The organism is Chloroflexota bacterium, assembly GCA_023475225.1.
Classification (GTDB): Bacteria; Chloroflexota; UBA6077; order FW602-bin22; family JAMCVK01; genus JAMCVK01.
In genome coordinates this window covers 51,274-75,903 of sequence record JAMCVK010000039.1, presented here as the reverse complement: position 1 = coordinate 75,903, position 24,630 = coordinate 51,274, and the positions used below count along the sequence as shown (strand labels likewise).

General features: G+C 53.6%; 28 protein-coding genes, 2 tRNA genes and 1 pseudogene. 18 read left to right on the top strand and 13 right to left on the bottom strand.

Features of this window, described 5'->3' with window-relative positions; genetic code table 11:
- Positions 1 to 47 precede the first annotated feature (47 nt).
- The 3 genes from M1136_10495 to M1136_10485 are packed head-to-tail and all read left to right on the top strand — an operon-like array spanning position 48 to position 1,571.
- Entirely contained in the window at positions 48 to 236 is a 189-nt protein-coding gene (locus M1136_10495) for a hypothetical protein (GenBank protein MCL5076057.1), read from the top strand.
- Between the two features lie 10 nt (positions 237 to 246).
- Positions 247 to 1,389 (top strand): GAF domain-containing protein, encoded by a 1,143-nt coding sequence (locus tag M1136_10490; protein ID MCL5076056.1) that lies wholly within the window; start codon positions 247 to 249, stop codon positions 1,387 to 1,389.
- Positions 1,389 to 1,571 carry a hypothetical protein gene (locus M1136_10485; protein MCL5076055.1) on the top strand — a complete coding sequence of 61 codons (183 nt, stop codon included), beginning with the start codon at positions 1,389 to 1,391 and terminating at the stop codon, positions 1,569 to 1,571. Before M1136_10490 ends, M1136_10485 begins: the two co-directional genes overlap by 1 nt.
- On the opposite strand, the gene greA is transcribed toward M1136_10485, so the two are convergent.
- Positions 1,568 to 2,383 (bottom strand): transcription elongation factor GreA, encoded by an 816-nt coding sequence (greA, locus tag M1136_10480; protein MCL5076054.1) that lies wholly within the window; start codon positions 2,381 to 2,383, stop codon positions 1,568 to 1,570. The genes M1136_10485 and greA overlap by 4 nt on opposite strands.
- A 208-nt stretch (positions 2,384 to 2,591) precedes the next feature.
- Here greA and M1136_10475 point away from each other — a divergent pair, with 208 nt between their 5' ends.
- Together M1136_10475 and M1136_10470 are read left to right on the top strand one after the other, a co-directional pair.
- Complete coding sequence (locus M1136_10475) at positions 2,592 to 3,278, top strand: glycosyltransferase family 2 protein (protein ID MCL5076053.1); 687 nt, start codon at positions 2,592 to 2,594, stop codon at positions 3,276 to 3,278.
- A 17-nt stretch (positions 3,279 to 3,295) separates the two neighbouring features.
- Positions 3,296 to 3,799: a MogA/MoaB family molybdenum cofactor biosynthesis protein gene (locus M1136_10470; protein ID MCL5076052.1), complete on the top strand. Its 504-nt coding sequence runs from the start codon at positions 3,296 to 3,298 to the stop codon at positions 3,797 to 3,799.
- A gap of 102 nt (positions 3,800 to 3,901) precedes the next feature.
- Here M1136_10470 and clpX read toward each other — a convergent pair whose 3' ends face one another.
- The 7 genes from clpX to M1136_10435 all read right to left on the bottom strand — a co-directional run bounded on the left by clpX (position 3,902) and on the right by M1136_10435 (position 9,072).
- Entirely contained in the window at positions 3,902 to 5,200 is a 1,299-nt protein-coding gene (clpX, locus tag M1136_10465; GenBank protein ID MCL5076051.1) for an ATP-dependent Clp protease ATP-binding subunit ClpX, read from the bottom strand.
- Between the two features lie 42 nt (positions 5,201 to 5,242).
- Positions 5,243 to 5,815 (bottom strand): ATP-dependent Clp protease proteolytic subunit, encoded by a 573-nt coding sequence (locus tag M1136_10460; GenBank protein MCL5076050.1) that lies wholly within the window; start codon positions 5,813 to 5,815, stop codon positions 5,243 to 5,245.
- A gap of 45 nt (positions 5,816 to 5,860) precedes the next feature.
- Positions 5,861 to 7,279: a trigger factor gene (tig, locus tag M1136_10455; protein ID MCL5076049.1), complete on the bottom strand. Its 1,419-nt coding sequence runs from the start codon at positions 7,277 to 7,279 to the stop codon at positions 5,861 to 5,863.
- A gap of 116 nt (positions 7,280 to 7,395) precedes the next feature.
- Positions 7,396 to 7,470: transfer RNA gene (locus M1136_10450), tRNA-Gly, on the bottom strand.
- Between the two features lie 42 nt (positions 7,471 to 7,512).
- Positions 7,513 to 7,595 (bottom strand) — tRNA-Leu (locus M1136_10445).
- A 208-nt stretch (positions 7,596 to 7,803) separates the two neighbouring features.
- Positions 7,804 to 8,217, bottom strand: a complete 414-nt coding sequence (locus M1136_10440; GenBank protein ID MCL5076048.1) for a DUF1634 domain-containing protein — start codon at positions 8,215 to 8,217, stop codon at positions 7,804 to 7,806.
- Between the two features lie 9 nt (positions 8,218 to 8,226).
- On the bottom strand, positions 8,227 to 9,072 hold the full coding sequence (locus tag M1136_10435; GenBank protein ID MCL5076047.1) for a sulfite exporter TauE/SafE family protein: 846 nt from the start codon (positions 9,070 to 9,072) through the stop codon (positions 8,227 to 8,229).
- Between the two features lie 230 nt (positions 9,073 to 9,302).
- Here M1136_10435 and M1136_10430 point away from each other — a divergent pair, with 230 nt between their 5' ends.
- The 5 genes from M1136_10430 to M1136_10410 all read left to right on the top strand — a co-directional run bounded on the left by M1136_10430 (position 9,303) and on the right by M1136_10410 (position 15,213).
- Entirely contained in the window at positions 9,303 to 10,169 is an 867-nt protein-coding gene (locus tag M1136_10430) for a cation diffusion facilitator family transporter (GenBank protein MCL5076046.1), read from the top strand.
- 120 nt (positions 10,170 to 10,289) lie between these two features.
- The gene (locus tag M1136_10425) at positions 10,290 to 12,599 is read left to right on the top strand and encodes a hypothetical protein (protein MCL5076045.1); all 2,310 of its coding nucleotides are present in this window, start codon (positions 10,290 to 10,292) and stop codon (positions 12,597 to 12,599) included.
- Between the two features lie 235 nt (positions 12,600 to 12,834).
- Complete coding sequence (gene grpE / locus M1136_10420) at positions 12,835 to 13,392, top strand: nucleotide exchange factor GrpE (GenBank protein MCL5076044.1); 558 nt, start codon at positions 12,835 to 12,837, stop codon at positions 13,390 to 13,392.
- 7 nt (positions 13,393 to 13,399) lie between these two features.
- Positions 13,400 to 14,518 (top strand): hypothetical protein, encoded by a 1,119-nt coding sequence (locus tag M1136_10415; GenBank protein ID MCL5076043.1) that lies wholly within the window; start codon positions 13,400 to 13,402, stop codon positions 14,516 to 14,518.
- A gap of 143 nt (positions 14,519 to 14,661) precedes the next feature.
- On the top strand, positions 14,662 to 15,213 hold the full coding sequence (locus tag M1136_10410; GenBank protein MCL5076042.1) for a hypothetical protein: 552 nt from the start codon (positions 14,662 to 14,664) through the stop codon (positions 15,211 to 15,213).
- A gap of 288 nt (positions 15,214 to 15,501) precedes the next feature.
- Here M1136_10410 and M1136_10405 read toward each other — a convergent pair whose 3' ends face one another.
- The 5 genes and pseudogenes from M1136_10405 to M1136_10385 form a co-directional block, all read right to left on the bottom strand.
- Positions 15,502 to 15,663: a CcmD family protein gene (locus M1136_10405; GenBank protein ID MCL5076041.1), complete on the bottom strand. Its 162-nt coding sequence runs from the start codon at positions 15,661 to 15,663 to the stop codon at positions 15,502 to 15,504.
- Between the two features lie 41 nt (positions 15,664 to 15,704).
- Positions 15,705 to 16,109, bottom strand: a complete 405-nt coding sequence (locus tag M1136_10400) for a cytochrome c maturation protein CcmE (protein ID MCL5076040.1) — start codon at positions 16,107 to 16,109, stop codon at positions 15,705 to 15,707.
- A gap of 117 nt (positions 16,110 to 16,226) precedes the next feature.
- The gene (locus M1136_10395) at positions 16,227 to 16,466 is read right to left on the bottom strand and encodes a PDZ domain-containing protein (GenBank protein ID MCL5076039.1); all 240 of its coding nucleotides are present in this window, start codon (positions 16,464 to 16,466) and stop codon (positions 16,227 to 16,229) included.
- 57 nt (positions 16,467 to 16,523) lie between these two features.
- A pseudogene (locus M1136_10390) lies at positions 16,524 to 16,745 on the bottom strand (glutaredoxin family protein).
- Between the two features lie 54 nt (positions 16,746 to 16,799).
- Positions 16,800 to 17,684: a deoxyribonuclease IV gene (locus M1136_10385; protein MCL5076038.1), complete on the bottom strand. Its 885-nt coding sequence runs from the start codon at positions 17,682 to 17,684 to the stop codon at positions 16,800 to 16,802.
- Between the two features lie 312 nt (positions 17,685 to 17,996).
- On the opposite strand from M1136_10385, the gene M1136_10380 reads away from it, so the two are divergent.
- From M1136_10380 to M1136_10345, 8 genes are all read left to right on the top strand, one after another.
- Positions 17,997 to 19,361 (top strand): hypothetical protein, encoded by a 1,365-nt coding sequence (locus M1136_10380; GenBank protein ID MCL5076037.1) that lies wholly within the window; start codon positions 17,997 to 17,999, stop codon positions 19,359 to 19,361.
- A gap of 46 nt (positions 19,362 to 19,407) precedes the next feature.
- Entirely contained in the window at positions 19,408 to 19,548 is a 141-nt protein-coding gene (locus M1136_10375; protein MCL5076036.1) for a hypothetical protein, read from the top strand.
- A gap of 87 nt (positions 19,549 to 19,635) precedes the next feature.
- Positions 19,636 to 19,854 carry a NifU family protein gene (locus M1136_10370; GenBank protein MCL5076035.1) on the top strand — a complete coding sequence of 73 codons (219 nt, stop codon included), beginning with the start codon at positions 19,636 to 19,638 and terminating at the stop codon, positions 19,852 to 19,854.
- Positions 19,855 to 19,950: 96 nt separating this feature from the next.
- Entirely contained in the window at positions 19,951 to 20,568 is a 618-nt protein-coding gene (locus M1136_10365; GenBank protein MCL5076034.1) for a sulfite oxidase-like oxidoreductase, read from the top strand.
- A 33-nt stretch (positions 20,569 to 20,601) separates the two neighbouring features.
- Entirely contained in the window at positions 20,602 to 23,190 is a 2,589-nt protein-coding gene (locus M1136_10360; protein ID MCL5076033.1) for an ATP-binding protein, read from the top strand.
- Positions 23,177 to 24,124, top strand: coding sequence for a hypothetical protein (locus M1136_10355; protein MCL5076032.1), 948 nt, complete (start codon positions 23,177 to 23,179; stop codon positions 24,122 to 24,124). Before M1136_10360 ends, M1136_10355 begins: the two co-directional genes overlap by 14 nt.
- 6 nt (positions 24,125 to 24,130) lie before the next feature.
- Positions 24,131 to 24,379 (top strand): hypothetical protein, encoded by a 249-nt coding sequence (locus tag M1136_10350; GenBank protein ID MCL5076031.1) that lies wholly within the window; start codon positions 24,131 to 24,133, stop codon positions 24,377 to 24,379.
- The gene (locus tag M1136_10345) at positions 24,372 to 24,626 is read left to right on the top strand and encodes a type II toxin-antitoxin system RelE/ParE family toxin (GenBank protein MCL5076030.1); all 255 of its coding nucleotides are present in this window, start codon (positions 24,372 to 24,374) and stop codon (positions 24,624 to 24,626) included. The genes M1136_10350 and M1136_10345 overlap by 8 nt, the downstream gene beginning before the upstream one ends.
- Positions 24,627 to 24,630: the final 4 nt, after the last annotated feature.

The window sequence follows — 24,630 nt, the reverse complement described above, 5'->3', positions numbered from 1 at the left end:
TTCGGAAATTGTTAAAATGAGCCTAGATTTCAGGGCAGGAGGCTGGTATGAACATAATGCGCCTGTTTAGAGATCATCCAATGATTGCTGCCTGGATAGCCCTGGCTATAGGGATGGTAGCGATGCTTTTGTATGCGGCCAAGGATGTGGGACTCTTACCGGGACAGCTGGCCGCTTTGGTAGTGACGACCATACTTTTAGCTGGAGCTTGCATCTGGATCATCACCTGGGATTAGGATGACGAATATGGTGAGAAGCAAAGGACGGATCCCCCAAAATTCCGGGTCGTCAGAACATGAGAAGCTTTGTGCGCTGCTGGAAATTACACGCTCGCTGGCTTCCCAGATCGATCTGGATGACCTGCTTCAACTTATTGTGAAGGAAACCACTAAGCTGCTCAGTGCTGATCGGACCACCCTCTATCTTTTGGATGCTGATAAGAACGAATTATGGTCTAAAATCGCTCAAGGGGCCGAGATAAAAGAGATTAGATTGCCTGTAGGGGTGGGTTTGGCTGGTTACGTAGCCCTAACAGGGGAAACGATCAACCTGGCCGATGCCTACGATGACCCTCGTTTCAACCGAGAAATTGATCGCCTGACTGGTTATCGAACTAAAACGATGTTGACGGCCCCGATGCGGAATCATGTTGGAAAAATCATCGGGGTCATTCAGGTGATAAACAAGCAAGATGGGCTATTCGATGAGGCAGACATTGCTCTGCTCGGCTCATTCTGTTCGTCCGCCGCTGTGGCCGTCGAGAACGCCCAGCTCTATGCCGATATCAACACGATGTTCGACAGCTTTATCCACACGCTGGCGGCCACGATTGATGCCAGGGATCCGGAGACAGCTGGGCATTCTCATAGGGTAGCCATCTATGCCGTTAAGCTGGCTGAATGGCTTGGCCTACCGGCAGAGCAGGCGAAGGGTATTCGCCTGGCGGCCTTGTTGCACGATTATGGCAAGATCGGCGTGCCGGAGGCGATTCTGACCAAGCCAACCAGGCTGACGCCGGAGGAGACTGGTCTGATGCAGCAGCATGTGATAAAGACGAGGGAGATTCTGTCCAACATGTACTTTGCTCGAAATCTACGGAACGTTCCCATCGTTGCTGCGCAGCATCATGAACGACTGGATGGGAAAGGCTACCCCGATGGTTTAAGGGAGGAGCAGATCTCCCTTGAGGGTAAGATTTTGGCCATAGCAGATGTATTCGATGCCATTACCTGGCAAAGACGCTATCGTGAACCGATGTCCCCGGCAGAGGCTCTTTCCTATATGTGTGCCAATGCCAAAGTCTGCTTCGATGCCAGAATAGTAAAGGCGTTAGAGGACATCATCGGATCGCAACAGGACTCGCTACCCCTGGCAAGGAGAGAACAGTGATGGTGTTGACCTTAATCTCTACTATTATGCTGCCCTTAGCTGTCGTCTCAGGGGTCTACGGCATGAACATCGAGATATTACCCATCGCTAAGAGTCAGCACTCGTTTCTCTTCACCATGGGCATAATGATGGTCATCGCCGTGGCCATGCTTGGTTATCTCCGATATCGACGCTGGATCTAGCCTTCGATCTTTTCGATGCGGTAACGTAGCAAGCCAGCGGGCACGGATATTTCGACTGTCTCGCCCTCTGTGTGGTCGAGGAGGGCTTTCCCTAGGGGCGAGGCGATAGAGATCTTACCTGCGCTAGGATCCGTCTCGTTCGGACTTACCAGGGTGTAACGCACCTCCTCTTCATAATAAGTGAGGTCGCGGAGGATAACAGTAGCCCCAATGCGTATTCGCCCGCTTGTTCCTTTATTCTCTTCCAGGATAGTGGCTGATCCCAGGATGCGTTCCAGTTCCCTGATACGGGCTTCAACGTAGGCCTGGTGCTGTTTGGCTGCATCGTAAGGCGCATTCTCGCGAATATCCTTATCCAGTCTTGCCTCCCACAACTCCTGAGCTATCTGGGGACGGACTTCATTGATGAGATACTCTAATTCTTCTTTTAATTTGGCATAGCCCTCAGCGGTCAAATGGGTAGTCTCCTCTTCTTGAGCCTGAACCCTATTGACCGTCTTCTCCTTTGGGCTGGTGCGGCGTTTCACCCTGATGTACTTCGCTAGATTGGCCGGCAGAAATCCCTCCTGGTAAGCATAAGTCAAAAATGACTTGAGTGGCGTAAGGCGACGAAGCGGGTCTGCGCCGCTCGTTTCTACCTGTTCTTGATAAGTCTCAAGGGTGCGCGCAGTTAGTTCGCCTAGTTGGCGATCCGAGCCAAACCACCAGACAAATTTATTCAGTTCCCCCTGGTATGAAGGGCGCTCTTCGCTGGGCAAGGTAGTCAAGAAGATCCGCGCTACCTCCGTTAGCGAAGATATTCTGGCCGACATGCTGTTTCCCTCTTATATTCAAGTAGAACCTTAAGTGGACTAAAGAAGCTTTTCTCGTCTATCTAAGTCAGGATATTACTCAAGATGATATTCTAGCATCCCTCTGCGCTCAAAGCAACGAGCCTCAGTTTTTGCAAGCCTGCTTGTCGTGATTATCGGAGCTGGCTATAATGGGGTGCACAATCAAGTATGCTCAAGGGAGAGGGACTTGCTACTTTCAGTAATTATTCCAACTTACAATGAGCAGGAGACCATAGCCGAAATTTTGCGGCGCGTCAGACTTGCTCCAGTGGGGGATTTGGATAAACAGATCATCGTCGTTGACGACTGCTCTACGGATGGAACGCGCCAAATTCTGGAGCAGGAGAAGGGCACCGATCTCACCATTCTTTATCACCACCGCAATATGGGCAAGGGGGCAGCCGTTCGGACAGGTCTGGAGATGGCCAAGGGTGACATCATCCTCATCCAGGATGCCGATCTAGAATATGATCCGGAAGATTATCCGCAGCTATTGCGGCCTATCCTCAAGGGTAAGGCCAAGGTAGTCTACGGCTCACGTTTCCTGGGTGAGCATAAGGCGATGCTTTTCTGGCACGCCATGGGCAATAACCTACTCACCTTCATCACTAATCTCCTCTACGATACCACCCTGACCGATATGGAAACCTGTTATAAAGTCTTCACAAGGGAGGTGGCCCGCCAGATCAAGCTGCGCTCGCCGCGCTGGGGCTTTGATCCAGAGATTACAGCTAAGATTTTGAAACACGGCTATCGTATCTACGAGGTACCCATCTCTTACTCTGGAAGAGAATACGCTGAGGGCAAGAAGATCACCTGGCGAGATGGGCTCACAGTGCTATGGACGTTACTCAAATACCGTTTTAGCGATTGAATGGAGGAACAGAGTCCGTGATCAGAATAGGGATCCTAACAATCAGCGATAAGGGGGCACGGGGGGAAAGGGAGGACAAGAGCGGAGAAGCGATCAAAGAGGGAATGCAATCCCTCGATCCCGGGGTGGTCGAGTATGCCATTATACCAGACGAACTATTGCTCATCGAGGAAACGTTGCGGCGATGGAGCGACGAACTGCATTTAGACTTGATCCTGACTACCGGTGGTACCGGTTTGACCCCTCGAGATGTGACCCCTGAGGCAACGCGTCTTGTTTTAGATAAGGAGGTGCCAGGGTTGGCTGAGGCGATGCGGGCCGCGGGGTTACAGAAAACACCCTATGCTATGCTCTCCAGGGCTATAGCAGGCGTGCGTCAAGACACGCTGATAATAAACCTGCCCGGGAGCCCCCAGGCTGTACGCGAGGGGCTGGAGGTCATCTTGCCTGTACTCAGACACGCTATTGATCTCATCCATGGTCGGGCAACGGAACATCACCACCGGTTGGGTCAGGGTTAACGCCTATATTCTTCTCTGACCCTCCCAGAAGGGGGTGATCCCCTTCTGGTCTACCCCCACTCCAGCGGGAGGGGGAGTCAGGGGGTGAGGGCATACTATCGACTAAGCCGATTCCTCCTGGACGGCGCTACCAGTGACGGATACGGGACGGTCGCCCCTCGTGAGAAGGAGTGGTCCCGTGCGGCTCAGGATTGTCTCCGCATTTATGATGCACTTTTGAACATCACCCCGCGAAGGTAGCTCGTACATTACATCGAGCAGTACATCCTCGATGATCGTCCGTAGGCCACGAGCGCCAGTCTTGAGGCGCATAGCCTGCGTGGCAGCTGCCTCCAGGGCGTCTGACGTGAAAACTAGCTCAACCTTATCCAGTGCGAAGAACTTCTGATACTGCTTGATGATCGCATTCTTTGGCTCGGTAAGTATCCTAATAAGGGCCTCTTTGTCCAGAGGATCAACGCTGACCACTACCGGGAGGCGACCGACAAACTCGGGAATGAGTCCATACCTTAGTAGATCATCGCCTATGACCTGACGCAGCAGGTTGGCTGATTCCTCCTCTGGCGTTCGCTTAAAAGAGGACTCCGGTCTGAAACCGATCGTTCTCCCACTACCAATGCGTTGGGCCACAATCTTATCCAAACCCTCAAAAGCACCACCACAGATGAAGAGGATATTCATCGTGTTGATCTGGATGAAGTCCTGGTGAGGATGTTTACGACCACCTTGGGGAGGGACGTTGGCCACGGTACCTTCGATGATCTTAAGGAGAGCCTGTTGGACACCTTCGCCAGAAACGTCTCGGGTGATCGAAGGATTATCGCCCTTGCGGGCAATCTTATCGATCTCATCGATGTAAACAATGCCCCGTTCGGCACGAGAGATATCGAAGTCGGCTGCCTGTATGAGGCGGAGAAGAATGTTTTCCACATCCTCGCCGACATATCCAGCCTCCGTCAAGGAGGTCGCATCAGCGATGCTGAAGGGCACGTCCAAGATTCTGGCCAGGGTTTGGGCTAGCAATGTCTTTCCGCACCCGGTTGGTCCAATGAGCAGGATATTGCTTTTCTGTAGCTCAACATCGTCAACCTGCATCCCAGCCATGATGCGCTTATAGTGATTGTAAACCGCTACGGCGAGCACCTTCTTGGCCCGTTCCTGGCCAACGACATATTGATCGAGCAGCTCTCTGATGCGCTTAGGTGTAGGTATCTTCCCAAGGGGGGATTTAGTCTTAGGAACAGCTGTTTGTTCTTCATCAATGATCTCGCGGCAGAGGTCAACACACTCATCACAGATGTAGACTGCTCCCGGCCCGGCAATAAGGCGCCGTACCTGATCTTGTCCTTTACCACAGAATGAGCAGTGATACTGTATTCTGGGTCCCCGCGTGCTACCCATTGCTTTCCCTCCTGCCCTGCGAAGCAGGGAGCATATTTTCCGTTAGCTCTGCGACTTCGTCAAGATTTGATCCACGATACCGTATTCTACAGCCTGTTCAGCGTTCATCCAAAAGTTACGATCAGTATCGTGGATGATCCTTTCCTCATCCTGACCAGTATGCTTGGCCAGGATCTCATTGATTAGGTGGCGCAGGCGCAATACCTCTCTGGCATGAATCTCCAAATCCACTGCCTGTCCAGAGATGCCACTGAGAGGTTGATGGATATGCACGGTGGCATTGGGTAGGGCATAGCGCTTCCCCTTAGTCCCCGCGCAGAGTAGGACGGTCCCCATGCTGGCAGCCAGACCGACGCAGATGGTGGAGATATCCGGGCGTATGAGCTGCATCGCGTCATAGATGGCCAGTCCGGCGGTTATGGAGCCACCAGGCGAATTAATATAGAGGTGGATGTCCTTCTCAGGATCCTCCCGATCGAGATATAACATCTGAGCGATGATCAGATTGGCCACATGATCCTCAATCGGCGACCCCAAGAAGATGATGCGTTCCTTCAGGAGCAGTGAGTAGATGTCGAAGGCACGTTCTGCTCGTCCCGTGCTCTCAATTACCATAGGTATGATGTCGCTTGGCACAATGTTCACCCTTATTCTCCTTATCTAGTCCTGTGGTTGATCCGGATCCCCTTCGGGGGTGACCCTCTCTGCCGCATTTTCGGCGTCAGGTGTCTCCCCACTTGTGGCGATCTGAACCAAACGGTGCAAGGTCTTGCGATAGCGAAGATCAACACCGAGTTCCTTCTTGCTCTCCGCCGTATCGAGGGAAGCGCGTATTCTCGGCTCATCTTTGAAAACGCCGGCGACCCTCTCGATCGTCTCATCAACCTCGCCAGGCTCAACCTCGATCTTCTCCTCTTTCGCTATCTGATCAATTACAAAGAACGTCTTGAGTCGGCGCTTGGCCACCGGTTGCAGCTCTTCCCGTAGATCCGCTTCATTCTTCCCGACGTTAGCCAGGTATTGCGGCAGGGCCATATGCTCACGCTCCAAGCGCTCCTTAAAGTCTTGCCACAGCCCGTCTATTTCACGCTCGATGAGAATCGTGGGCATCTCCACAGTGGCTTGATCAACTACCCTTTCGAGGACAGCTTCCTCAAGGCGGCGTTCGGCCTCATATTCCGCGCGACGTTGGAGCGATCTGCGGACATCCTCCTTAAGCGCTTCTAAACTCTCATATTCTCCGATGGACTTGGCGAATCCATCATTTAGCTCGGGCAGGTGTTTTTCCTTGATCTCGTGAACAGTGACCTGAAAGACAGCCTCCCGAGCGGCCAGGTCAGCCCTGGGCAAGTCTGGGGGGAGGGTGAGTCTGAACTGTTTCATCTCACCCCGCTTCATGCCTACCAGCGCTTCAGCAAAACCTGGAAGGGGGCGGGATGGCTCAGGCTGTACAACATGTTCTACATCCTTGTCATCAAGGAAGACCTCCCCTCTTTCGGTTTCCAGAAGGGGCTCGCCGCTATCAGCATAGAGCAAAGTCGCCCCAGAGATCCGTCCCAACGCGGTGATATTAAGGCGATCTCCTGTGGCTACGGGACGTTGCACTGGTAGCCATTCGCTGTGCTCCTCACGCACCTGAGCTAGAGCGGATTCAACCTGTTGAGCGCTCACCTCGACCCTTTCACGAGATAGGCGGATTTGGTGGTAGTCGCCGAGCTGGACGGTGGGTTGCACCGGCACCGTGGCCTTAAGCACGAGGGGTTCAAGCTGGACGATATCCCATTCTGGCTGGTCTATGGGTTTGATCCCACTCTCTGCCACAGCTTGCCGATAGACCTCCGGCCAGAGGAGCTCAAGTCCCTCTTGCATGAGGGTATCCTGACCAACCAGCCGCTCAACTATATAACGAGGGGCTTTCCCCTTCCGGAAACCAGGGACATTAATGCGATTAACGATACGGCGGTAAGCCTGCTCTAACGAACGGTCGACCGGCTCCCGCTCAACCTCTATATTAAGCAATACACGACTATCTTCGATCTTCTCCGCAGTTACCCGCATCTGATTGGCCAGTGATTTCATCGTCTTTTTAATCCCCTATTACCATTTTATCATCTTAAGCAAAGGGCTCCTTGCCGAGAGTTCCTCTAGTAGTCAAGTATAGCATAAAAAAGGGCTCTTGGTGAAGAGCCCTTTATTGGAGCGGAAGACGAGATTCGAACTCGCGACCCTCTCCTTGGCAAGGAGATGCTCTACCGCTGAGCCACTTCCGCATCCCTTACATCTGACTAGCGCTGATTTTGAGACTTGCCTAGTGGGGAAGGGGAGACTTGAACTCCCACGGACAAGGTCCACATGATCCTAAGTCATGCTCGTCTACCAGTTCCGACACTTCCCCACTGATTTGTATTATAAAGCGGATACGGAGCATTTGTCAATAATTTGTCGTATCGAATCGCTTCAAATTGTGTGGAGAAGAGCGTTGAGTATCCCCCCATCCGCCTTCGGCGGATTCAAGGTAGTCTTTCCTGCGGAAGGAGGGCACATCCGAGAGACCCTTACCAAGCTGTGCCCCCTTGGAACCCCCATTGATCGAAGACGCCAGCTTATCTCACTCCAAATATGCTTATCAAGAGGATAAGGAAGACGAAGGTGGTGATCAGTACATAGAGATAGTCACGTTCCGCTAAGAAGAGGAAGATAGAGGCTCCGACGCGGGCGACCGGTGTAGCAATGAGCAATATTACTCCAAGTTGGATTACGGCAAAGGGTTTCAGGTCCGCAACGCCTTGTACGATGGCCGGGATGGTTGTGGGGAACCCTCCAAGCCTGCTCCGGTAAGCGATCAACTCTTGGAGGTGGAAATGACTACCATAGCCCGATTGCCCTGTGACCAGAAAGAGAAGCGCCCCAATCGATAACACGGCGGCGCTCAGGGTAACACCACCGCGCAGTAACCAGCTGACAAGGTCCTCCATCCCTAGTCCCCCCATTTTTCTTGTCTCGACTAGTTTATCCATGCACGCCTCCTATCCTCTCAGCCCCAATCCACGCAGCAGCATCTCTAGGGCAACAATCAGCAGAACTGGAACGAACACCATACGGATGGCGGCATTACTGACCCGTACCAGGATACGTGTGCCCAGGCCCGCTCCCAGCAACACGCCCAGGGCCACTGGTACAGCGATGAAGGGATTCACATCCCCGCGGGATAGGTAGACCCCCGCGCTGGCCGCTGCTGTGACCCCAATCATAAAGTTGCTAGTTGTGGTCGACACCTTCATCGGTAAGCGCATGGCGTTATCCATGGCCAACACCTTAAAGGTGCCACTGCCGATGCCTAACAGCCCCGAGATTACCCCAGCCAGGCTCATCATCGCAAACCCCCAGGGGACATGCGTAACTTGATAGTCGATCGTCCTCCCCAGGACGGCATCGTGATACTCACCAGACAGCCGCAATTTACTGGCCCACCAATCATTACGAACGCCGCTGGGCAGCTCCTCCGCAAGCCGACGCACCAGGGGAAGGACGGAAATGCCGAGCACAAGCCCAAAGACGATAAACAGCACATCAGTGTGGACAAGCCCAGCCACAATGGCCCCGGCGATGGCCCCCGATGTCGTAGCTATCTCCAGAAACATTCCGACGCGTAGATTAGTGATGCGATCTTTAACATAGGCCGCCGCCGCTCCGCTGGAGGTGGCGATGACCGAGACGATGCTAGCGCCAATAGCATATCTGATGTCCACTCCGAAGCCTATCGTCAACAGAGGCACGATAAGCACGCCACCACCTAGCCCAACAAGGGCGCCGATGGTCCCAGCCATTACAGAACCAAAAAACATAACTACAAGGAAGATAAAAGCATGCATAACACTGTCCTTCTCACGGAAATAGAATGGAACACCTTAAGAGGTGTCATCAAGATGGGGCAGTATAATGATAGGGGTCCCCACTTTGTCTACCGTGATTATACCCTAAGATGCAACCGAGGTAAAGGCAACGACGGTCTCCATTTTTGACACCCCTATCCCTAATAGAGTAATATGATTAGCCAATGAGTCCACATAGTCTCACCCAGAGCTCTTCCATGGAGTAATTTATGTTAAGTACCAAGGAGCAGGCAGCTGCTTTATCGATCATATCCAATACCATTCTCATCCTTCTGAAGCTCAGCGTGGGTCTGGCTATCGGCTCTGTAAGTGTCATCTCGGAGGCGATTCACTCCGGGATCGACCTTCTGGCCGCCGTGATCGCCCTCTTTTCTGTACATATAGCGGACAGGCCAGCTGATGTTTCTCACCCTTATGGACATGGCAAGGTGGAGAATGTATCCGGCACGATTGAGGCGGGGCTGATCTTTCTAGCCGCAATCTTCATCATCTATGAGTCTGTCCGTAGGATCACTCACGGCCTCGAGATTGAATCGGTGAACCTTGGTCTGGCCGTGATGCTGGTCTCCATTATAGTTAATCTCCTGGTCTCACGCCATCTAAGGAGGGTGGCTATGGCCACCGATTCGTTGGCCCTGGAAGCCGATGCCTGGCACTTGAGGACCGACATTTATACCGCCCTGGGAGTACTATTGGGTTTATTCGTCGTCGGTATCAGCGGATGGAAAATTTTGGATCCACTCATCGCTATCGCCGTGGCCCTCTTTATCACCAAAGCGGCCATTCAGATCACGAAAAAGTCCTTCGTAGACCTGTTAGACGCCCGCTTACCTGGCGCTGAACAGGAGCGCATTGCGGCCATCATCAACGATCATTACCGTAGATTTGTAGAGTTTCATGATTTGCGCACGAGGAAGGCCGGCTCCATACACTATGTCGATCTGCATCTGGTGGTCAACCCCTCATTGAGCGTGGAACAAGCTCACGAGTTATGCGATCACCTGGAGCAAGACCTTGAGGCTGCTATCCCTAATTGCAGCGTAACTATTCACGTCGAGCCATCTGCAGCGGACTGAAATAAGCCTTTGAACATAATGAGCCAGAGCGACTCAGATGCAGCCAACATATTGGACCGGAATAGCCCGCTGGGAAAGATAAGTTATCAGCGTATATTGCCACATATGACTCAAATACAAATGCCGAGAATCCGCCGACTGACCAAACATATAACTGTCGTAGCCATCCTGGCCATCATCGCCGCCACCGTGGCCGTTCTCGTCAGCGGTATAGCCATAGATGATTCCTTCGTAACCTACCGTTACGCGCGTAATCTGGCCCAAGGATACGGCTTCGTCTACAACCGAGGCGAGCCGGTGTTGAGTACGACCGCCCCCTTCTACGCCCTTCTCTTGGCTCTTCTGAGCCATGTTAGCGATGCTCTTCCTCGGATCGGCTACTCCCTTAGCCTGGTCAGTCTATTCGCCGCCGCCCTGTTAATCTATCTGATTTGTGCTCGGTTCGAGCGGCCACTGGCTGGGGCTGTGGCCGCCATACTACTTATTCCCACCCCCCTGGCCCTGGCCGCCATCGGTTTGGAGACGTGGTTCTATCTAACCTTAATATTATTAGGCTTCTACTTGTATTTCACTGAGCATATTAATCTTGCTTCCCTCGCCCTGGCCTTGGCCATCGTTACCCGTGCCGATGCCCTGATCCCGACAGCCGTAATCCTTACCCACTATATTCTGACCAAGCGTAGCCTGCCATGGCCACCAATAGCTCTGGGCACAGCCCTCACTGTTTCCTTCTTCGCTTATCTCACCCTCATCTTCGGTTCACCCGTTCCCCTGACCCTAACCGCTAAGATGGCTCAACTGCAAGTCGGCTGGCCTGACTATGTACAAGGATTGGCCCATTGGGTCCAACGTTACTTTCAACAAAGCCCATTGTACGCCCTCATACTGTTATTGGCCATATTGGGACTGACTTCTCTTCCCAAGCAAGGGGGGTGGCTCTCCTTGTTGCTTGGCTGGGCAGTGCTGCACGCTCTGGCTTATCAGCTCTTATCCGTTGCCAGTTACGATTGGTATTACACCCCACTCCTCCCAGCCGCAGCCACCCTTGCCGGGCTCGGCCTGGACCAGGCGATACGGATCGGTGATGCTTCTTGGCCACAGCTCCAACGTGGTCTACCCATCACCAAAACGACATTGGCTGGCTTATTCGTGCTGCCTCTTATCTACGTTCAGTTTGCAAGCCTGATGGCCTTACACAACAGCCTACCCGATCCCAAGGCGAAGATATATCGGGAAGTTGGGCTTTGGTTAAGGCAGAATACTCCCAAGGAAGCCACGATAGGTGTTATGGAGGTGGGCATCATGGGCTATTACGCTGAAAGGCGCATGATTGATTTCCTCGGACTCCTGAGACCGGGGACAACCGCTGCCCTAAAACGCAACGATATTTTCTGGACCATAGCCCACTACGAACCAGATTATCTGGTCCTAACGGGCCTCAACCCCTTATGGGGCCATTCTTTGAAAAACGACGAATGGTTCGAGGCGACCTATCTTCCCATACAACAGTTCGTTAAAAAGGGATATGATGGGAACCCCATAACCGTCTACCGGCGGCTGAGCCAACCCCGGGGAGTTATGGAGGAGAGCGAGACAGCACTAGACTTCGCCCACAAGCTCAAACTGGTCGCTTATGCCATCGACCACCCAAGGGCCGAGCCGGGAGAATTCCTGACCGTTCGTTTAGATTGGCAGAAGATAGGTAGAGTGGATAAGAATTATGCCGTCTTCGTTCATCTGGTCAATCCCAGGGGTCGCCTGCTGAGCCAACAAGATATCAGGACGACCACAAGCCTATGGCCGGAGGATAAGCCCGTGTCATATTATCACCACCTGAAGATCCCCAAAGTTCCCCCAGCCAGCTCTTATCGCCTCGTAGTCGGCGTTTACGATCCAGCAACGCTGGAGAGACTGCCCATTTTAGATGCAGCCGGTGTGGCTTCGGGCACCAGTGCTACCTTGCAGACGATCACCATTGGGGACATCGAACATCTAGCCGATAAAATCCAGCATCACCTTGAAGCCAATTTTGGTGACCAGATCGACCTTCTTGGCTACGACCTTGACCGCCCAGTGGTCTCTCCCGGGGAGAAGATGCGATTGACCATTTACTGGCAAGCTCACCAACCTTTGAAGAAAAACTACAAGGTGTTCGCTCATCTCTTAGATGATACTGGGCATATCGTCGCCCAACACGATAGCGAGCCACAGAATAATGACTACCCAACATCCTTATGGAAGGTGGGTGAGTTGGTTCCAGATAGACACGAGATCGCCATAGGGCCAACTCTACCGCCAGGATATTATGTCCTGGAGTTTGGACTCTATCTACCAGCCAGCGTTGAGCGCTTACCGGTGACCAAGAGGTACGGGCAAGAAGCAACGGACAGCCGCGTCCTTATTGAAGGGATCAGGATCACCGCAAAATAGAGAGCCCTAGTAGGGGCGAGGTGACCTCGCCCCTACTTTCGCAAAGCGGGAGAGGGGAATTAAGGGGGTGAGGGTGCCCCGGAGTAAAAAGCGCAGGGCCGCCTTGAACCCCCTGCGGGGGTTTGGGGGGAGACATTCAATACCCTCTCTCTATCTTGACAAGGTGTATTAAGTCCCTTACGTTATATTATGGATCAATAGTTACCAAACGATGCGAGTCTCGGCGGAGGAAAGAATGGAAGAGCACATAGAATCCCAAGAGGCTGTACCCGAGGAGCAAGAGAAGGCCGAAACAATTGTAACCCCAGAGCAGGACGAGTTAGAAACGCTACGCGCAGAGCTAGAGGAGGCGAACCGTAAAGGAGAGGAATATCTCAAACTCTTGCAGCGGGTACAAGCTGATTTTATCAACTATAAACGACGGGTAGAGCAGGAGAAAGAGGAAGGGCTAAAATTCACCAAGGCAAATATCATCCTGAAGATTTTGCCTGTTCTTGATGACTTTGATCGCGCCCTGGAAGCCACGCCTGAAAACCGGTTTAATAGTAACTGGTTACAGGGCATAGAGCTCATTGAGCGCAAACTACAAAATATATTGGAAAACGAAGGGGTCACCAAGATAGAGGCGATGGGGAAGGACTTTTATCCTTGGGAACACGAGGCTGTGGTTTACGAGGAAAGCGACGAATATGAGGATGGACAGGTCATCGCGGTACTGCAGGAAGGCTACAAACTTTACGATAGAGTCATCCGGCCTGCTCAAGTGAAGGTAGCTAAGCGGAAAAAGGAGTAAGTTATTGATGATTAAGATAGGGGACCTAAAGGAGCTGCTCAAGATGCGCAGCGCTGACCAGCCGGTACTAAGCGTCTACTTAGACGTCGCTCGAGCTATTAACGAACGAAGGGCTTACCGCCTGGTCTTCAAGGATTTGCTGAAGTCATTAAGGAAAAACATTAAAGATCGAAAACTAAGAAAAGCTCTGCGGGAGGAAGCGGCACGGGTCAACTCTTTTCTTGACCTGGAGTATACTCAGCAGGGCCAGGGTTTAGCCATCTTCTCCTGTTCACCTAAGGATTTTTGGCGAGTCTATCACCTGCCTGTCTCCATACCAAACGACGTCCACTTCACGCTACAGCCATATGTTAGCCCACTCGTTGAACTCATTGACGAGTATGAACGTTATGGCGTAGTGCTGGTGGATAAGGAAAAGGCCAGACTGTTCGTCATCTATCTTGGCCAGATCGAGGAGCAAGAAGAGGTCTTTGATCTCGTCCCTGGCAAGCATAAGCAGGGCGGCTGGTCACAAGCTAATTACCAACGCCATCACGAGGCCCACGTGCATTGGCACTTGAAGCACGTTGCTCAGGCGCTGGTGGAGTACTATAAAGGCAAGCCCTTTGACCGCCTGATCATCGGCGCAGCCAACGAGGTGGCCTCCGAATTACCCCACCTGCTTCCTAAAGAGCTGGCTGACCGTATCAGTGGCATCTTTGCCGTTCCTATTACAGCCAGTGCCACCGATATCCTTCAGGAAACCCTGGCCATAGAGCAGGAAATCGAACGACAGCAGGAAGAAAGGCTGGTCGAGAATCTCATTACTTGCGCCAGTAAAGTTGGGCCGGGTGCATTAGGTCTCGATGACACCCTCTTCCTCCTTCAGGAAGGGCGGGTGCGTCAGCTGCTGATCGCCGACGGTTATATAGCCTCCGGCTATGAATGTCTTCGTTGCGGCAATCTTATAGCCCAGACGGTGTCCCGCTGTCCGCTATGTCGAGGGAAGATCGAGAGGACGGATGGCCTGATCGAGAAGGCGGTAGAGATGGCCCTAGCTAAAGATAGCGAGGTAGAGATAGTTAAGGGCAAGGCCAAGGATAGGCTACTGACCCATGGGGGCATTGGAGCATTGCTCCGTTTCTAAGACTGATCCCAACTTATCTAAGCCATAATCCACCCCAAGGTCGCTGGGGTTCCGACAAACTATTACGAGGGGGTGAGGCTCGAAGAGATAGTTTACCCTGATCTGGAATCCCCAAAAGTACACCTTGTGTTAAAGGAGGGAATATGAAAGGTCGCTACCTCATACTCTTGCTTGTTCTGGGTCTAACCATCACCATCATTGCTCCAGCCACCCTTAAGGCCATGCCCAGTGATCAACCCAAGATACCTCACTCGCTGGAGGGACGTGCTGATTGCCTCGCTTGTCACCAAACGGGGGTAGGTGGTGCACCGAAGATACCAGCTGATCACGCCAGCCGCACCAATGCTATGTGTACGGAGTGTCACCAGGTCGCCTTAGCCGCGACCCCAACAGCGGTCCCAGCCACCCCAACCAAGCCGGCGGTTACACCTACGCCTGTTCCACCGGCAGCCACGCCAACACCGCTGCCACCTACACCAACTAAGCCGGCCGCCACGCCCACGCCGACCCTACTCCCAGCCACTCCAACACCAACCGTTCCCGCGGTGAAGCCAACACCGACAGTTGCCCCAACGCCAACGCCGACTCCACCATCACCTCAGCCAGGTATACCGACAATGACCATGTTGGCTATAGCTGTCGTTCTCCTAATCGTCATTGGGGCCGGAATATGGTACTTTAGGCGTCACTCCTGATGGTGCTAACGCCTTGAGATAGAGAATTTGGCATCTGTTCATCTGCCGGTTAGGAATTAAGTGGGGCAGCCCGTAGGCTGCCCCACTTTTATCTTTCAATATTATTTTCAAGAGCGAAACTGAGACCGTCGAACAATGGGGGGTTCCCAGGGGGTGCAGCCCCTTTAGCAGGGGTCTCTCGGATGTGCCCTTCTTCCGCAGAAAGGACTACCTTGAACCCCCTGCGGGGGTTTGGGGGAGATATTCAACGCTCTCAAACGAAGATCGGCTTCTCCTTCCCAGAAATCCTTAAACCCGCGTCCCCGCTTCAGATTTATCTTCCAGAATCTTCTTGAGTGCTTCGATCTCTCGCCGCAGGTCCCGCTCCCGCCAGGCAAGACTCAGCATATAGGTGAAGATAGCCAACCAGATTATGGTGTATGCCGCAAACAGATAAGACAAATCTTGCATCTTACTTTCCCACCCCACAAATATCCGAGACGAATGGAGATTTAGCGCGAAGAAGGGCCTGCGGCCGGCTCATACTTGGAGGGACACTTCGCTAAGATCGTATTCGCCTCGAAGGTTCCACTGGCCGTATATTTACCCTCCAGAACGACGTCAGCCCCATCGGTAAAGGCATCGGGCGGTACCCCTTTATAGACTACAGGTACTTGTTCTCCACCCTCAGCTACCCGAAACTTCACCATAAGATTCTTGGCGTCTCGCTCGATCGTACCATCCACCACCCTACCCAGCAATCTTACCGGCTCACCGTAGATGGAGTGTCCCTTGCTCTTCAGTTCACTAACCGTAATATAGTATGCTGTGCCACCACGCATCGCGGTGAAGATGAGATAGGCGATGGCCAGGGCGATGATCAATCCACCGATGAGGAACTTCCTATTCTTGTTCACAACTCATCTCCATAATATGCTATCTGGACTCGGTCCTAGAGCCCATCTGACCAGGTTGGTCTGTTATGTCCAGATTTTAATCTGGATAAAGACAAAAGGCAAGTAAGCCGACTAATTTCAGAGCGCCAGTTCGGTCCTCAGTCGCTGTTCTCCCCGTAGGAACACTATGGTCACCCGACTCCCCGGCATCAGACTGGCCAGGGCCTTCTCCAAATCCAGGGCATTACCGATAGGACGCAAATTCACTTCCGTGATGATATCACCAGCTTGGATGCCAGCCCGCTGGGCCGGGGAGTGGGGAGATACCTTACCTACAAAGGCTCCCAATATAGGCACGGCTCCATGCTTTAGGGCGATTCGGCTGGCATCGGCTATACTTAGCCCAAAAGAAACGCGACCGGCTTTCTTGTCCTCCAGGAGCCTCTCCAGCCTGGGCCTATCGAAGCCAACGACAACTTGATCGTCGATAGTGATTACTGGAACACCTTGTTGGCCCGATTTCCGCACCATCTCTACAGCTGCGGCTGGATCATTGGCCACATTATATTCTTTGAATGGGATACCACGACGGGAAAGAAACTCTTTCACCTGCTGACAGTATGGTCAGGTGGGGGTGGAATAGACGATGACGTTCACCTCTTCACCTCGCAAGGTACCGCGCTTGATCGGTCCGCTTCGCTACTGATCTCCTCATGGGTAATATTTTAGCACATTCTCTTTGGATGTCCCTGCTACTCCTGCCAGGCGACGTAAAATGGCCAGATTCTCCCGATCAATATCGAGATGAGCGAACCCAGGAACCTCAATAATAAAGGGGAGGTGTTGTACAGCTGGATGGTTCAGTAGATGGGAGAATGCCTCCTCCCCAATATAACCAGCCCCAATCTCGGCGTGCCTATCAATGGCTGAGCCCAAAGGGGTTTTAGAATCATTGGCGTGAACGAGGGCTAATCTAGCCAGGCCAATGTGGCTATCAAAGGCGTCTAGCGCCCGTTGCAGACCATCCTCAGTAGTCCAGTCATAGCCCGACTGAAAGATATGGGCCGTATCCAGACAAACCTGCAAGCGCGGATGATTCCCTGAATTCTTGATCAGCCTGCCGATTTGCTCAAAGCGACTGCCGAGGCTATCCCCCATGCCAGCACTGGTCTCCAAAAGCAAGGGAACTTCGGATACGCTCCCCTGTAACATACGTTCGAGCGCCAGAGAGGCTCTCCTCTCTCCCCAGGCGGCGCCGCTGCCACCGTGGCTACCTAAATGAGTAACCACCCCATCGGCCCCCAATACCTCTGCCCACTCCAGGTAGGACAGGACCGATTGCACTGATTTCTCATGGGTCATAGAGACAGGAGAGCAGAGATTAACCAAGTAGATGGTGTGGACGAAGAGTGGCTCGATGCCCAAGGCCAGGCGCTTGTGCTTGAAAGAGGCGAGAGCAGCCACTTCGTGGCTGGGAGGCGACCATTGCTGTGGCGGGCTCAGGAATATTTGCATACAGTCGGCACCGATGGTCTGCGCTCGCTCCACGGCCATATCAATCCTGCCATTTATCGAGACGTGTGCCCCAAACTTCATAATCTAATAATACACCAACCCCGTCAGAATTGCGCTGCGTGACAAAGAGGTTATCCTGCTTTCGAGCCTCCTTCCGTGGAGGAATGTACCACTAGAGCTCACTTTTCAGGCATGAACAGTTCACTTCCAGCATTAACGGTTCACCTTTCAGTCGTAGATAACATCAGGGAGCCAGCCAGGCATTGACTTGAGCGCTTCTGCATGCTATGCTGCTACGCAGCAAGCGTCCTACCGTGTGATCAGAGGTAACCCTGGCTGCACTGGGCTTGTGGTTGAGGGTCTAGACGCTGCAAACTTCGAGGAGGTTGGTCTATGCAACAGACTGCCTTCCAGCTTCGTGTCGCTCGTGTCCTCATCGTTGTTGCATTCCTGTCGGCAACGCTTCTCCTCCTCCAACAGGGAGGGATATCCTCAGTTCGTGCAGATGCGCCCTTTTCCACGAACATCCAGATAAACAATGACCCGGCGAACACCAGCTCGCAGGAGACGCCAAGCATCGCCGTAGATAAATGGGGGACTGTGCACGCTATTTGGGCTGACGACCGCGACGGCGACTGGAATATCTACTACAGCCAGCGAAGCTGGGACACAGGTACGTGGTCTCCAAGCGTGAAGGCGAATGACGATACGACCACAAACATACAGGATTCACCATCCATAGCCGTCGACAAGTGGGGCAACGTCTATGCGGTCTGGCGAGACCTTCGAGACGATCCCAGCAACAGTGTCCATTCCGGCAATGCCAACATCTATTTTTCGCGACTGGTCACTGGAACACTTAGCTGGGGTAGTAACATCAAGCTCAGCGACGACATGAACAATACCGGCCAGCACGGGCCGGTGATTGCCGTCGATTCAAGTGGGAACGCCCACGTCGCCTGGTGGGATCGCCGCAATTCGCCACCTAATACGCAATGGATGTTTTCGGATATCTACTATACCAAGCTCGCCTTTGGAAGCAGCACCCCTGGCCCAAACCAAAGGATAAATGATGACCCCGCTGGTTCTACCGGCCATTTGTGGCCCCAGATTGCGCTAGATACTCAGGACACGGTGCACCTCGTCTGGACCGACTATCGAGGGGGAGCGGGGAGGCCGTATTACTCGAAGCTTCCTGCCGGTTCGTCTACTTGGACGTCGAATCAAAGGATAGTCGACGACTTTCCCTACACCAACGCCATCGCAGTGGATGGCGATGGTAACATGCAGGTGTTGTACCAGGACATAAACTTTGACGTATTTAACGTCAGGTGGGACACCCTTGTGGGAAGCTGGGGTGCCCCGGTCAAGGTGAACGATCAGCCTAAGTCGTCAGGCTCTTCAGGAACTCTGGTGTTTACGATTTCAGTGAAAACCGACTCCTCGGGCAAGGTGTATGCGGCTTGGACCGACTACCGCACTGCGGGTCCGGGTGGCACTTACTGCGGCAATATCTACTTCTCAACGTTAGAGAAGGGCGCGGGCTCGTGGGCAGCGAACGTGCGCGTTAACGACGGGTCAAGCACTTTGTATCACAGGAGTCCTAGCCTCGCCCTGGACGATGCTGGTCACGTCTACGTCGCGTGGCAAGACTACCGCAATGGGACAAGGCCTGACATCTTCTTCGCCGCTGCCGCCGCGCTGCCCTACTGGCCGACAAACAATTACCACGTTTATTTGCCAGCTATTCTCAGATAGCGGCTCTAGCAGCGCTCGCACTGCACGTCAGCTGCATTCTGAAATCGTGACCAAGCACATCTACGCCCTGGACAACCCTGTGGCCTTGAAGCGCAACGGCGTGGTACACTACATCGTGACCGATCATCTGGGGAGAGCGGCAATGAGAATCAGCCTGCGTCCTCGAAAGGTGGACGAACCGTCTTGAACACCTTCAGCAAATGGAAGACGGTTCCGGTCGACCTTGTTGGACAATTACAACGAACCTGTGTAATATAGCAGGGGGGTGATAAAGATGTACGACAGGGTAGAAGAGGCCCTTAACCAAATCAGACCAGCCTTACAGGCCGACGGCGGTGACGTCGAGCTGGTTGAAGTTGCTGATGGGATTGTAAAAGTGCGCTTGACCGGGGCATGTGGCGGTTGTCCCATGTCCCAGCTGACCCTACAATATGGCCTTGAGCGATTCCTGAAGGAGCACGTACCAGAGGTCAAACAGGTATTAGCCATTTGATGTCTTCTTCAGGATATCCAATCCGGACCGTCTGCCTGGTTATATTCCTGTCTTAAATCATCAGTAGCACTATTAAAGATAAGGAGAGGATAAAACGTGGGTAGTGAAAGAAGCGGGATTCCCCCAGGACAGGCGATAACGGAGAAGTTTCCGGTACTGCACTATGGCCCTATCCCCTCTTTCAACGAGGAGGAATGGGACTTACGTGTCTTTGGCCTGGTCGAAGAACCGCTACGACTCTCATACAAAGAGTTTAGGGAGCTGCCCGCGGTAACGGTTGTCTCCGATATCCACTGTGTGACGGGTTGGAGCAGGCTCGCCAACGTCTGGGAAGGTGTACTGTTTTCCGAGCTACTCCAGCATATTCGACTCAAGTCTGAAGCGAAGTACGTTATGGTCCACTGCGATGGTGGATATACGACAAATCTACCGTTAGAGGTTATGTTGGACGATGATGTCCTTTTCGCCTATCGCCACAATGGAGCGGATCTTACCCCGGAGCATGGTCGGCCCCTACGCCTGGTAGTCCCTAAGAGATACTTCTGGAAAAGTGCTAAATGGGTGCGGGCCCTGGAGTTTATGCCTGAGGACCAGTTGGGCTTCTGGGAGCAACGAGGCTATCACAACAATGCTGACCCCTGGAAAGAGGAGAGATACTCCAACCAAACGAGGGAAGATAGACCAGTGGGTGGAGAGCCAAGGGACAGTCCCTAAAAGACAAACTTCAGACAGGGGAGGAAGATAAGCATGCCAACTATAATTGAGGTGGCTACGCTTTCTGACGAAGCGCGGAAGGGCGATATTTTCGGCATAGTAAAGCTATACAACATAAATAACCCGACCAAACCAGAAGCCTCAGCGGACCGCATCCTGTCTATCACCTACCCCTCGCACCCTCTCTCCCAAGCGCTAAAGGCGGTAGCCGAAAGACTCTCAGGCAAAAGAGCTCAGGGCGCCTTCATCTTCGCTGGGGGCTACGGCACAGGCAAGTCGCATTGTCTGCTCACCCTATTCCACATGTTTTCCTCTCCCAATGTGGCCAAGGCCTGGCAAAACAGGTGGTCCATCAAGGTCCAACTGCCACAGGTTGTGCCGGTCGTATTGCAGTTAATGGAGGGCGAAGAGGGGAATCCAGAGTTCTTATGGGAGCCAGTATTCAAGAGGCTGGGGAAGAACTCTATGCTTGGCCAGATTCGTGACTATCCCACAATCACCCAGTTCAAAGAGGCTATTGGCAAAGAACCCACCGTTATCATCCTGGATGAGCTGGAATCCTGGTATGAAGCCATCGCTGACCCGGTGAGGAAGACCAGGAATCTCAACTTTCTCCAAGTCCTCTCAGAGGTAAGCTCAGATAGCGATTGCCGGTTGGTTGTCTTGGCTTCGCTATATGGCAGAAACGAAGAAATCTTGGGAAGACTGGGCAGGGAGCAGGTCTTTATCCAAGACTTGGGAGCTTCGGAGGACAAGGCCGAGGTAATTCGGTTCAGACTCCTTCAAAGCATTGATCAGGCCAAGGCCAAGCGAGTGGTCGAGTCCTACGTCCAACGCTATACAGACCTCAAAAGATCTCTGGGGACTATGGTTGAGCCTATTGACGAATATCGTTCCCGGATGCTCAATTATTATCCACTGCACCCTGAGCTCCTGGAGGTGCTCTTCCAAAGCTTTAGCGCTTCCCGAAACTACCAAAACACCCGGGGCATCCTTTACCTTCTGTCCAGCGTCCTCCGAGACCGAGCCTCGGAGAGGGACTTGCTGCTTTCCTCGGACATAAACCCGGAGAATGAAGAGGTGCAAGACGACCTCTTTAAGCTGGAGCCTCGTTTGGTGGAGCGGTGCCTCGAAGACATCCGGCGGACCAAAGACGAAAATCTGGCCAGAGGCATTCTGTCCACAATCCTCCTTCGTTCCTTTGTTGCGGGCCAGCCTGGCGCTAATGAGGGACAAATAGTTCTGGGGAACCTTGCCCCGGGCAGGGACATCAACGAGATTCATAGGGTGCTGGCCAAGCTGGAGCGCAGCGCCTGGTTCCTGCATCGTTCAAACGGGCGGTATCTGATTAAGGCTGAGGAGAACCTGCCCGTTAGTATCAACGCCCGGGCTGAGCGGCAGCTTGCCGAATACCCCAAACCCGCTCAGGACAAGGTGGCTGAGGTCATCGAAAGCTTCCTCAAGGGCATGGAGGTCAGCATCTACCCGTTAGATGCGGAAATCCCTGATACGCGGCAACTTAGGGTGGTGGTGTCAACAAAATTCCTGGAGAGCGACGAAATAAGGGACAAAGTCTTCCACGGCAGGGAATGGAGAAATATGGTTATCCTGGTTCGCCCCAAAACCGGCAGGGACCTGGCCCAAAGTGAGGAGCTGCTGATCAGGGCGCAGCGACTCCTGGTCTGCAAGGCTATGGAGCAAGAGGTATCCGACGACAAGAAGAAGGTGCTCTTTGAGTATCAGCAGCAGCAAGAGGATGAACTGCGAGAGCGGGTGCAGCGAGCCTACGGGGAGTGGATGAAGGCCAGTGGTAAAGGAGCCCAGGTCTATTTTCGCCCAGTGGCCTGTGAGCTTAGCACTGAGGACATCGTAGAAAAAGTCAGGGGCGCCGCCAGCACTGAGGTGGTAGACGAGGCCATAATAGCGGAGTTGGACGAAGCTCGGGAGCAGGGTAGAAGATTCGATGAACTGAAGAGCATGTTCATGAAGCAGGCAGGCAGACCTCTCCTACTGGATGCCGCAACCTTACCCTCTCGCGTGCGTAGCCTCTGTGCCAGCGGTGAGATAGTGCTGGAGCTGGAGAAGCGCCTTTACGACAAAAACAATCCCGCTCGTGAGGTCTTGGACGAGATGCGACTGTACCTACCGCAATACGGGCCTTCGGCCCCCACGGGGGTTGTCATTGCGCCTGAGAAGGAGGCAGAGAAGGTAGCCCGTGGGGAGAAACTGGCGTACCAAGTGGGGGTTGGGGTCGAGGGCACAGCGGTGAAAGAGAAGGAGACCGTCGTTGAGGTGGAGAGGGTGCCGCTGACCAGCCAAGAGCACACCACTCCCTTCAAGATGATCACCGAACTGGAAGGACGCCTCTCCTCGGACGACAAGGTGGCCTCGGTGACCATCGTACTCCGGGGTGCAGCAATGGAGGAGGCAGACAACCTGGAACAGCTCCTTGCCGACTTCAAGAGCAAGGAGGGCGTGACTCAGGTCGAACTATCGGTCAAGCTCTGGATGCCGCGGGCAATGGCCAAGGATGAGCTTATGAAGCTCCTCGGCAAGCTACCAGTCCCTACAGAGGGCACCATAAGGGCTACCCTGGAGGTCGAGAAGCATGAACCTGAGTAGCCTGGCCACACATCTTCTCGCCCCGGATGATCCCGTCCAGCTATTGTTCCAGGCTCTGAACGAGGTATGGGCGCCTCAAGGCTCGGCTGACCTGGACCCCTTCTATGCCCAGCAGGAGCGGGAGACCAACCATCTGGAGGAGTTCATACGGGACACCTATTTTGAGCTCTACGATGTGCTGTTGGAGCGGGCGAGATCCCAGAACAGGGCAGCCGAGTTCAGTTCTCTGGATGCTTCCATCGTTGTCCTGGATGGCCTCTCTATCAGGGAGGCGAACTGGCTGATGCCCCGGCTCAGGGAAAGGGGCTATGAGATTGCAGATTACTCCTATGCCTTCTCAGGAATGCCCTCCACGACGCAGACCTTCTTCAGGGATGTCTTTGGCGTTTCAGGGGCAGCGGCTATGCCCAAGAAGTGGCAGGGATTCAACTTCCGCTCCATCAGGTCGGGCGATGTTCCCGCCTTCATGGATGGGCCGAAGGCTCTGGTGTGGCTTTCCTTCCCCGACGAGCTGATGCACCCCATGAGGGGCAAGGGTGTAACTCCTTCCTTCGCCTTACAGCGAACCGAGGAAGCCCTTCTGAAGATTCTCAATCTCCTGGAAACCCCAGAGGTGGTGCTTACCTCGGACCACGGCTACATATATGCTCAGTCGGCGGCGCTCTTCTGGCACGCCCCCATCTCCAACCGCAAGGTGCTTCTCAAGCTCTTCGGTGCCCAGCGGGGGCTTCCGGCCGACAGCGCCAAAGCCCAGGAGTTTGAGGGGCTGCGTGCCCTGCCCAAGGATCAGACCTATGTCCTGTTTGACGATAAGGGCTGCTACGTCCGAGGGCGCTATTACTGGAGTGCACCGGGCAAGCAGTCGGATGTAGCTCATGGTGGCATCTCCTTAATGGAGTGCTTGGTGCCGGTAGTCAAGGTGAGAAGGGGGTGATGAATCATGGCTAAGGCCGGTGGTTACAAAGGTAAGCTACTGGAACAGGTGAAGTCGCTCTCCGAGGAAAGGGTCAAGGCGCTGGCCGACTTCGCCGCCTATCTCAAGGAAAGGGAGGAGTGGGAGGCAACGGCGGAAATTCTGGGGAACGAGGAGCTGGCCCAGCAGGTGAAGACGTCTCGGAAAGCCTGGGCTGAGAGCAGGAAGGGGGAATTTGTCTCTCTGGAGGAGCTAAAGGCGAAGCTGAATGTATGAGCTGGTCTTCAGCAGGGAAGCGGTAAAGAGCCTGGAAAGGGCTACTCCGCAGATGAGGCGGCGCATCATCAGGGCACTGGAGCGGACGAGAGCCGATCCCCTGAAGGGAAGGAGGCTCCGGGGCGAGCTGGAGGGGCTGTTTAGCCTGCGCATCGGCGGGCTGCGTGCCGTCTACGAGGTGGACGCCGAGGCAAGAGCAATGATAGTCCATGCCATCGGCCCCTGGGGCGACATCTACAAGAAGTGAGAGA

What these genes read in the sequence shown, in the direction of transcription:
- M1136_10345 (MCL5076030.1), top strand. Translation starts at nt 24,372, where the DNA reads ATGTATGAGCTGGTCTTCAGCAGGGAAGCGGTAAAGAGCCTGGAAAGG.
- clpX (MCL5076051.1), bottom strand. Translation starts at nt 5,200, where the DNA reads ATGGGTAGCACGCGGGGACCCAGAATACAGTATCACTGCTCATTCTGT.
- greA (MCL5076054.1), bottom strand. Translation starts at nt 2,383, where the DNA reads ATGTCGGCCAGAATATCTTCGCTAACGGAGGTAGCGCGGATCTTCTTG.
- grpE (MCL5076044.1), top strand. Translation starts at nt 12,835, where the DNA reads ATGGAAGAGCACATAGAATCCCAAGAGGCTGTACCCGAGGAGCAAGAG.
- M1136_10360 (MCL5076033.1), top strand. Translation starts at nt 20,602, where the DNA reads ATGCCAACTATAATTGAGGTGGCTACGCTTTCTGACGAAGCGCGGAAG.
- M1136_10415 (MCL5076043.1), top strand. Translation starts at nt 13,400, where the DNA reads ATGATTAAGATAGGGGACCTAAAGGAGCTGCTCAAGATGCGCAGCGCT.
- M1136_10405 (MCL5076041.1), bottom strand. Translation starts at nt 15,663, where the DNA reads ATGCAAGATTTGTCTTATCTGTTTGCGGCATACACCATAATCTGGTTG.
- M1136_10485 (MCL5076055.1), top strand. Translation starts at nt 1,389, where the DNA reads ATGGTGTTGACCTTAATCTCTACTATTATGCTGCCCTTAGCTGTCGTC.
- M1136_10430 (MCL5076046.1), top strand. Translation starts at nt 9,303, where the DNA reads ATGTTAAGTACCAAGGAGCAGGCAGCTGCTTTATCGATCATATCCAAT.
- M1136_10355 (MCL5076032.1), top strand. Translation starts at nt 23,177, where the DNA reads ATGAACCTGAGTAGCCTGGCCACACATCTTCTCGCCCCGGATGATCCC.
- M1136_10460 (MCL5076050.1), bottom strand. Translation starts at nt 5,815, where the DNA reads ATGGTAATTGAGAGCACGGGACGAGCAGAACGTGCCTTCGACATCTAC.
- M1136_10410 (MCL5076042.1), top strand. Translation starts at nt 14,662, where the DNA reads ATGAAAGGTCGCTACCTCATACTCTTGCTTGTTCTGGGTCTAACCATC.
- M1136_10350 (MCL5076031.1), top strand. Translation starts at nt 24,131, where the DNA reads ATGGCTAAGGCCGGTGGTTACAAAGGTAAGCTACTGGAACAGGTGAAG.
- M1136_10495 (MCL5076057.1), top strand. Translation starts at nt 48, where the DNA reads ATGAACATAATGCGCCTGTTTAGAGATCATCCAATGATTGCTGCCTGG.
- M1136_10385 (MCL5076038.1), bottom strand. Translation starts at nt 17,684, where the DNA reads ATGAAGTTTGGGGCACACGTCTCGATAAATGGCAGGATTGATATGGCC.
- M1136_10425 (MCL5076045.1), top strand. Translation starts at nt 10,290, where the DNA reads ATGCCGAGAATCCGCCGACTGACCAAACATATAACTGTCGTAGCCATC.
- tig (MCL5076049.1), bottom strand. Translation starts at nt 7,279, where the DNA reads ATGAAATCACTGGCCAATCAGATGCGGGTAACTGCGGAGAAGATCGAA.
- M1136_10490 (MCL5076056.1), top strand. Translation starts at nt 247, where the DNA reads ATGGTGAGAAGCAAAGGACGGATCCCCCAAAATTCCGGGTCGTCAGAA.
- M1136_10440 (MCL5076048.1), bottom strand. Translation starts at nt 8,217, where the DNA reads ATGGATAAACTAGTCGAGACAAGAAAAATGGGGGGACTAGGGATGGAG.
- M1136_10380 (MCL5076037.1), top strand. Translation starts at nt 17,997, where the DNA reads ATGCAACAGACTGCCTTCCAGCTTCGTGTCGCTCGTGTCCTCATCGTT.
- M1136_10370 (MCL5076035.1), top strand. Translation starts at nt 19,636, where the DNA reads ATGTACGACAGGGTAGAAGAGGCCCTTAACCAAATCAGACCAGCCTTA.
- M1136_10435 (MCL5076047.1), bottom strand. Translation starts at nt 9,072, where the DNA reads ATGCATGCTTTTATCTTCCTTGTAGTTATGTTTTTTGGTTCTGTAATG.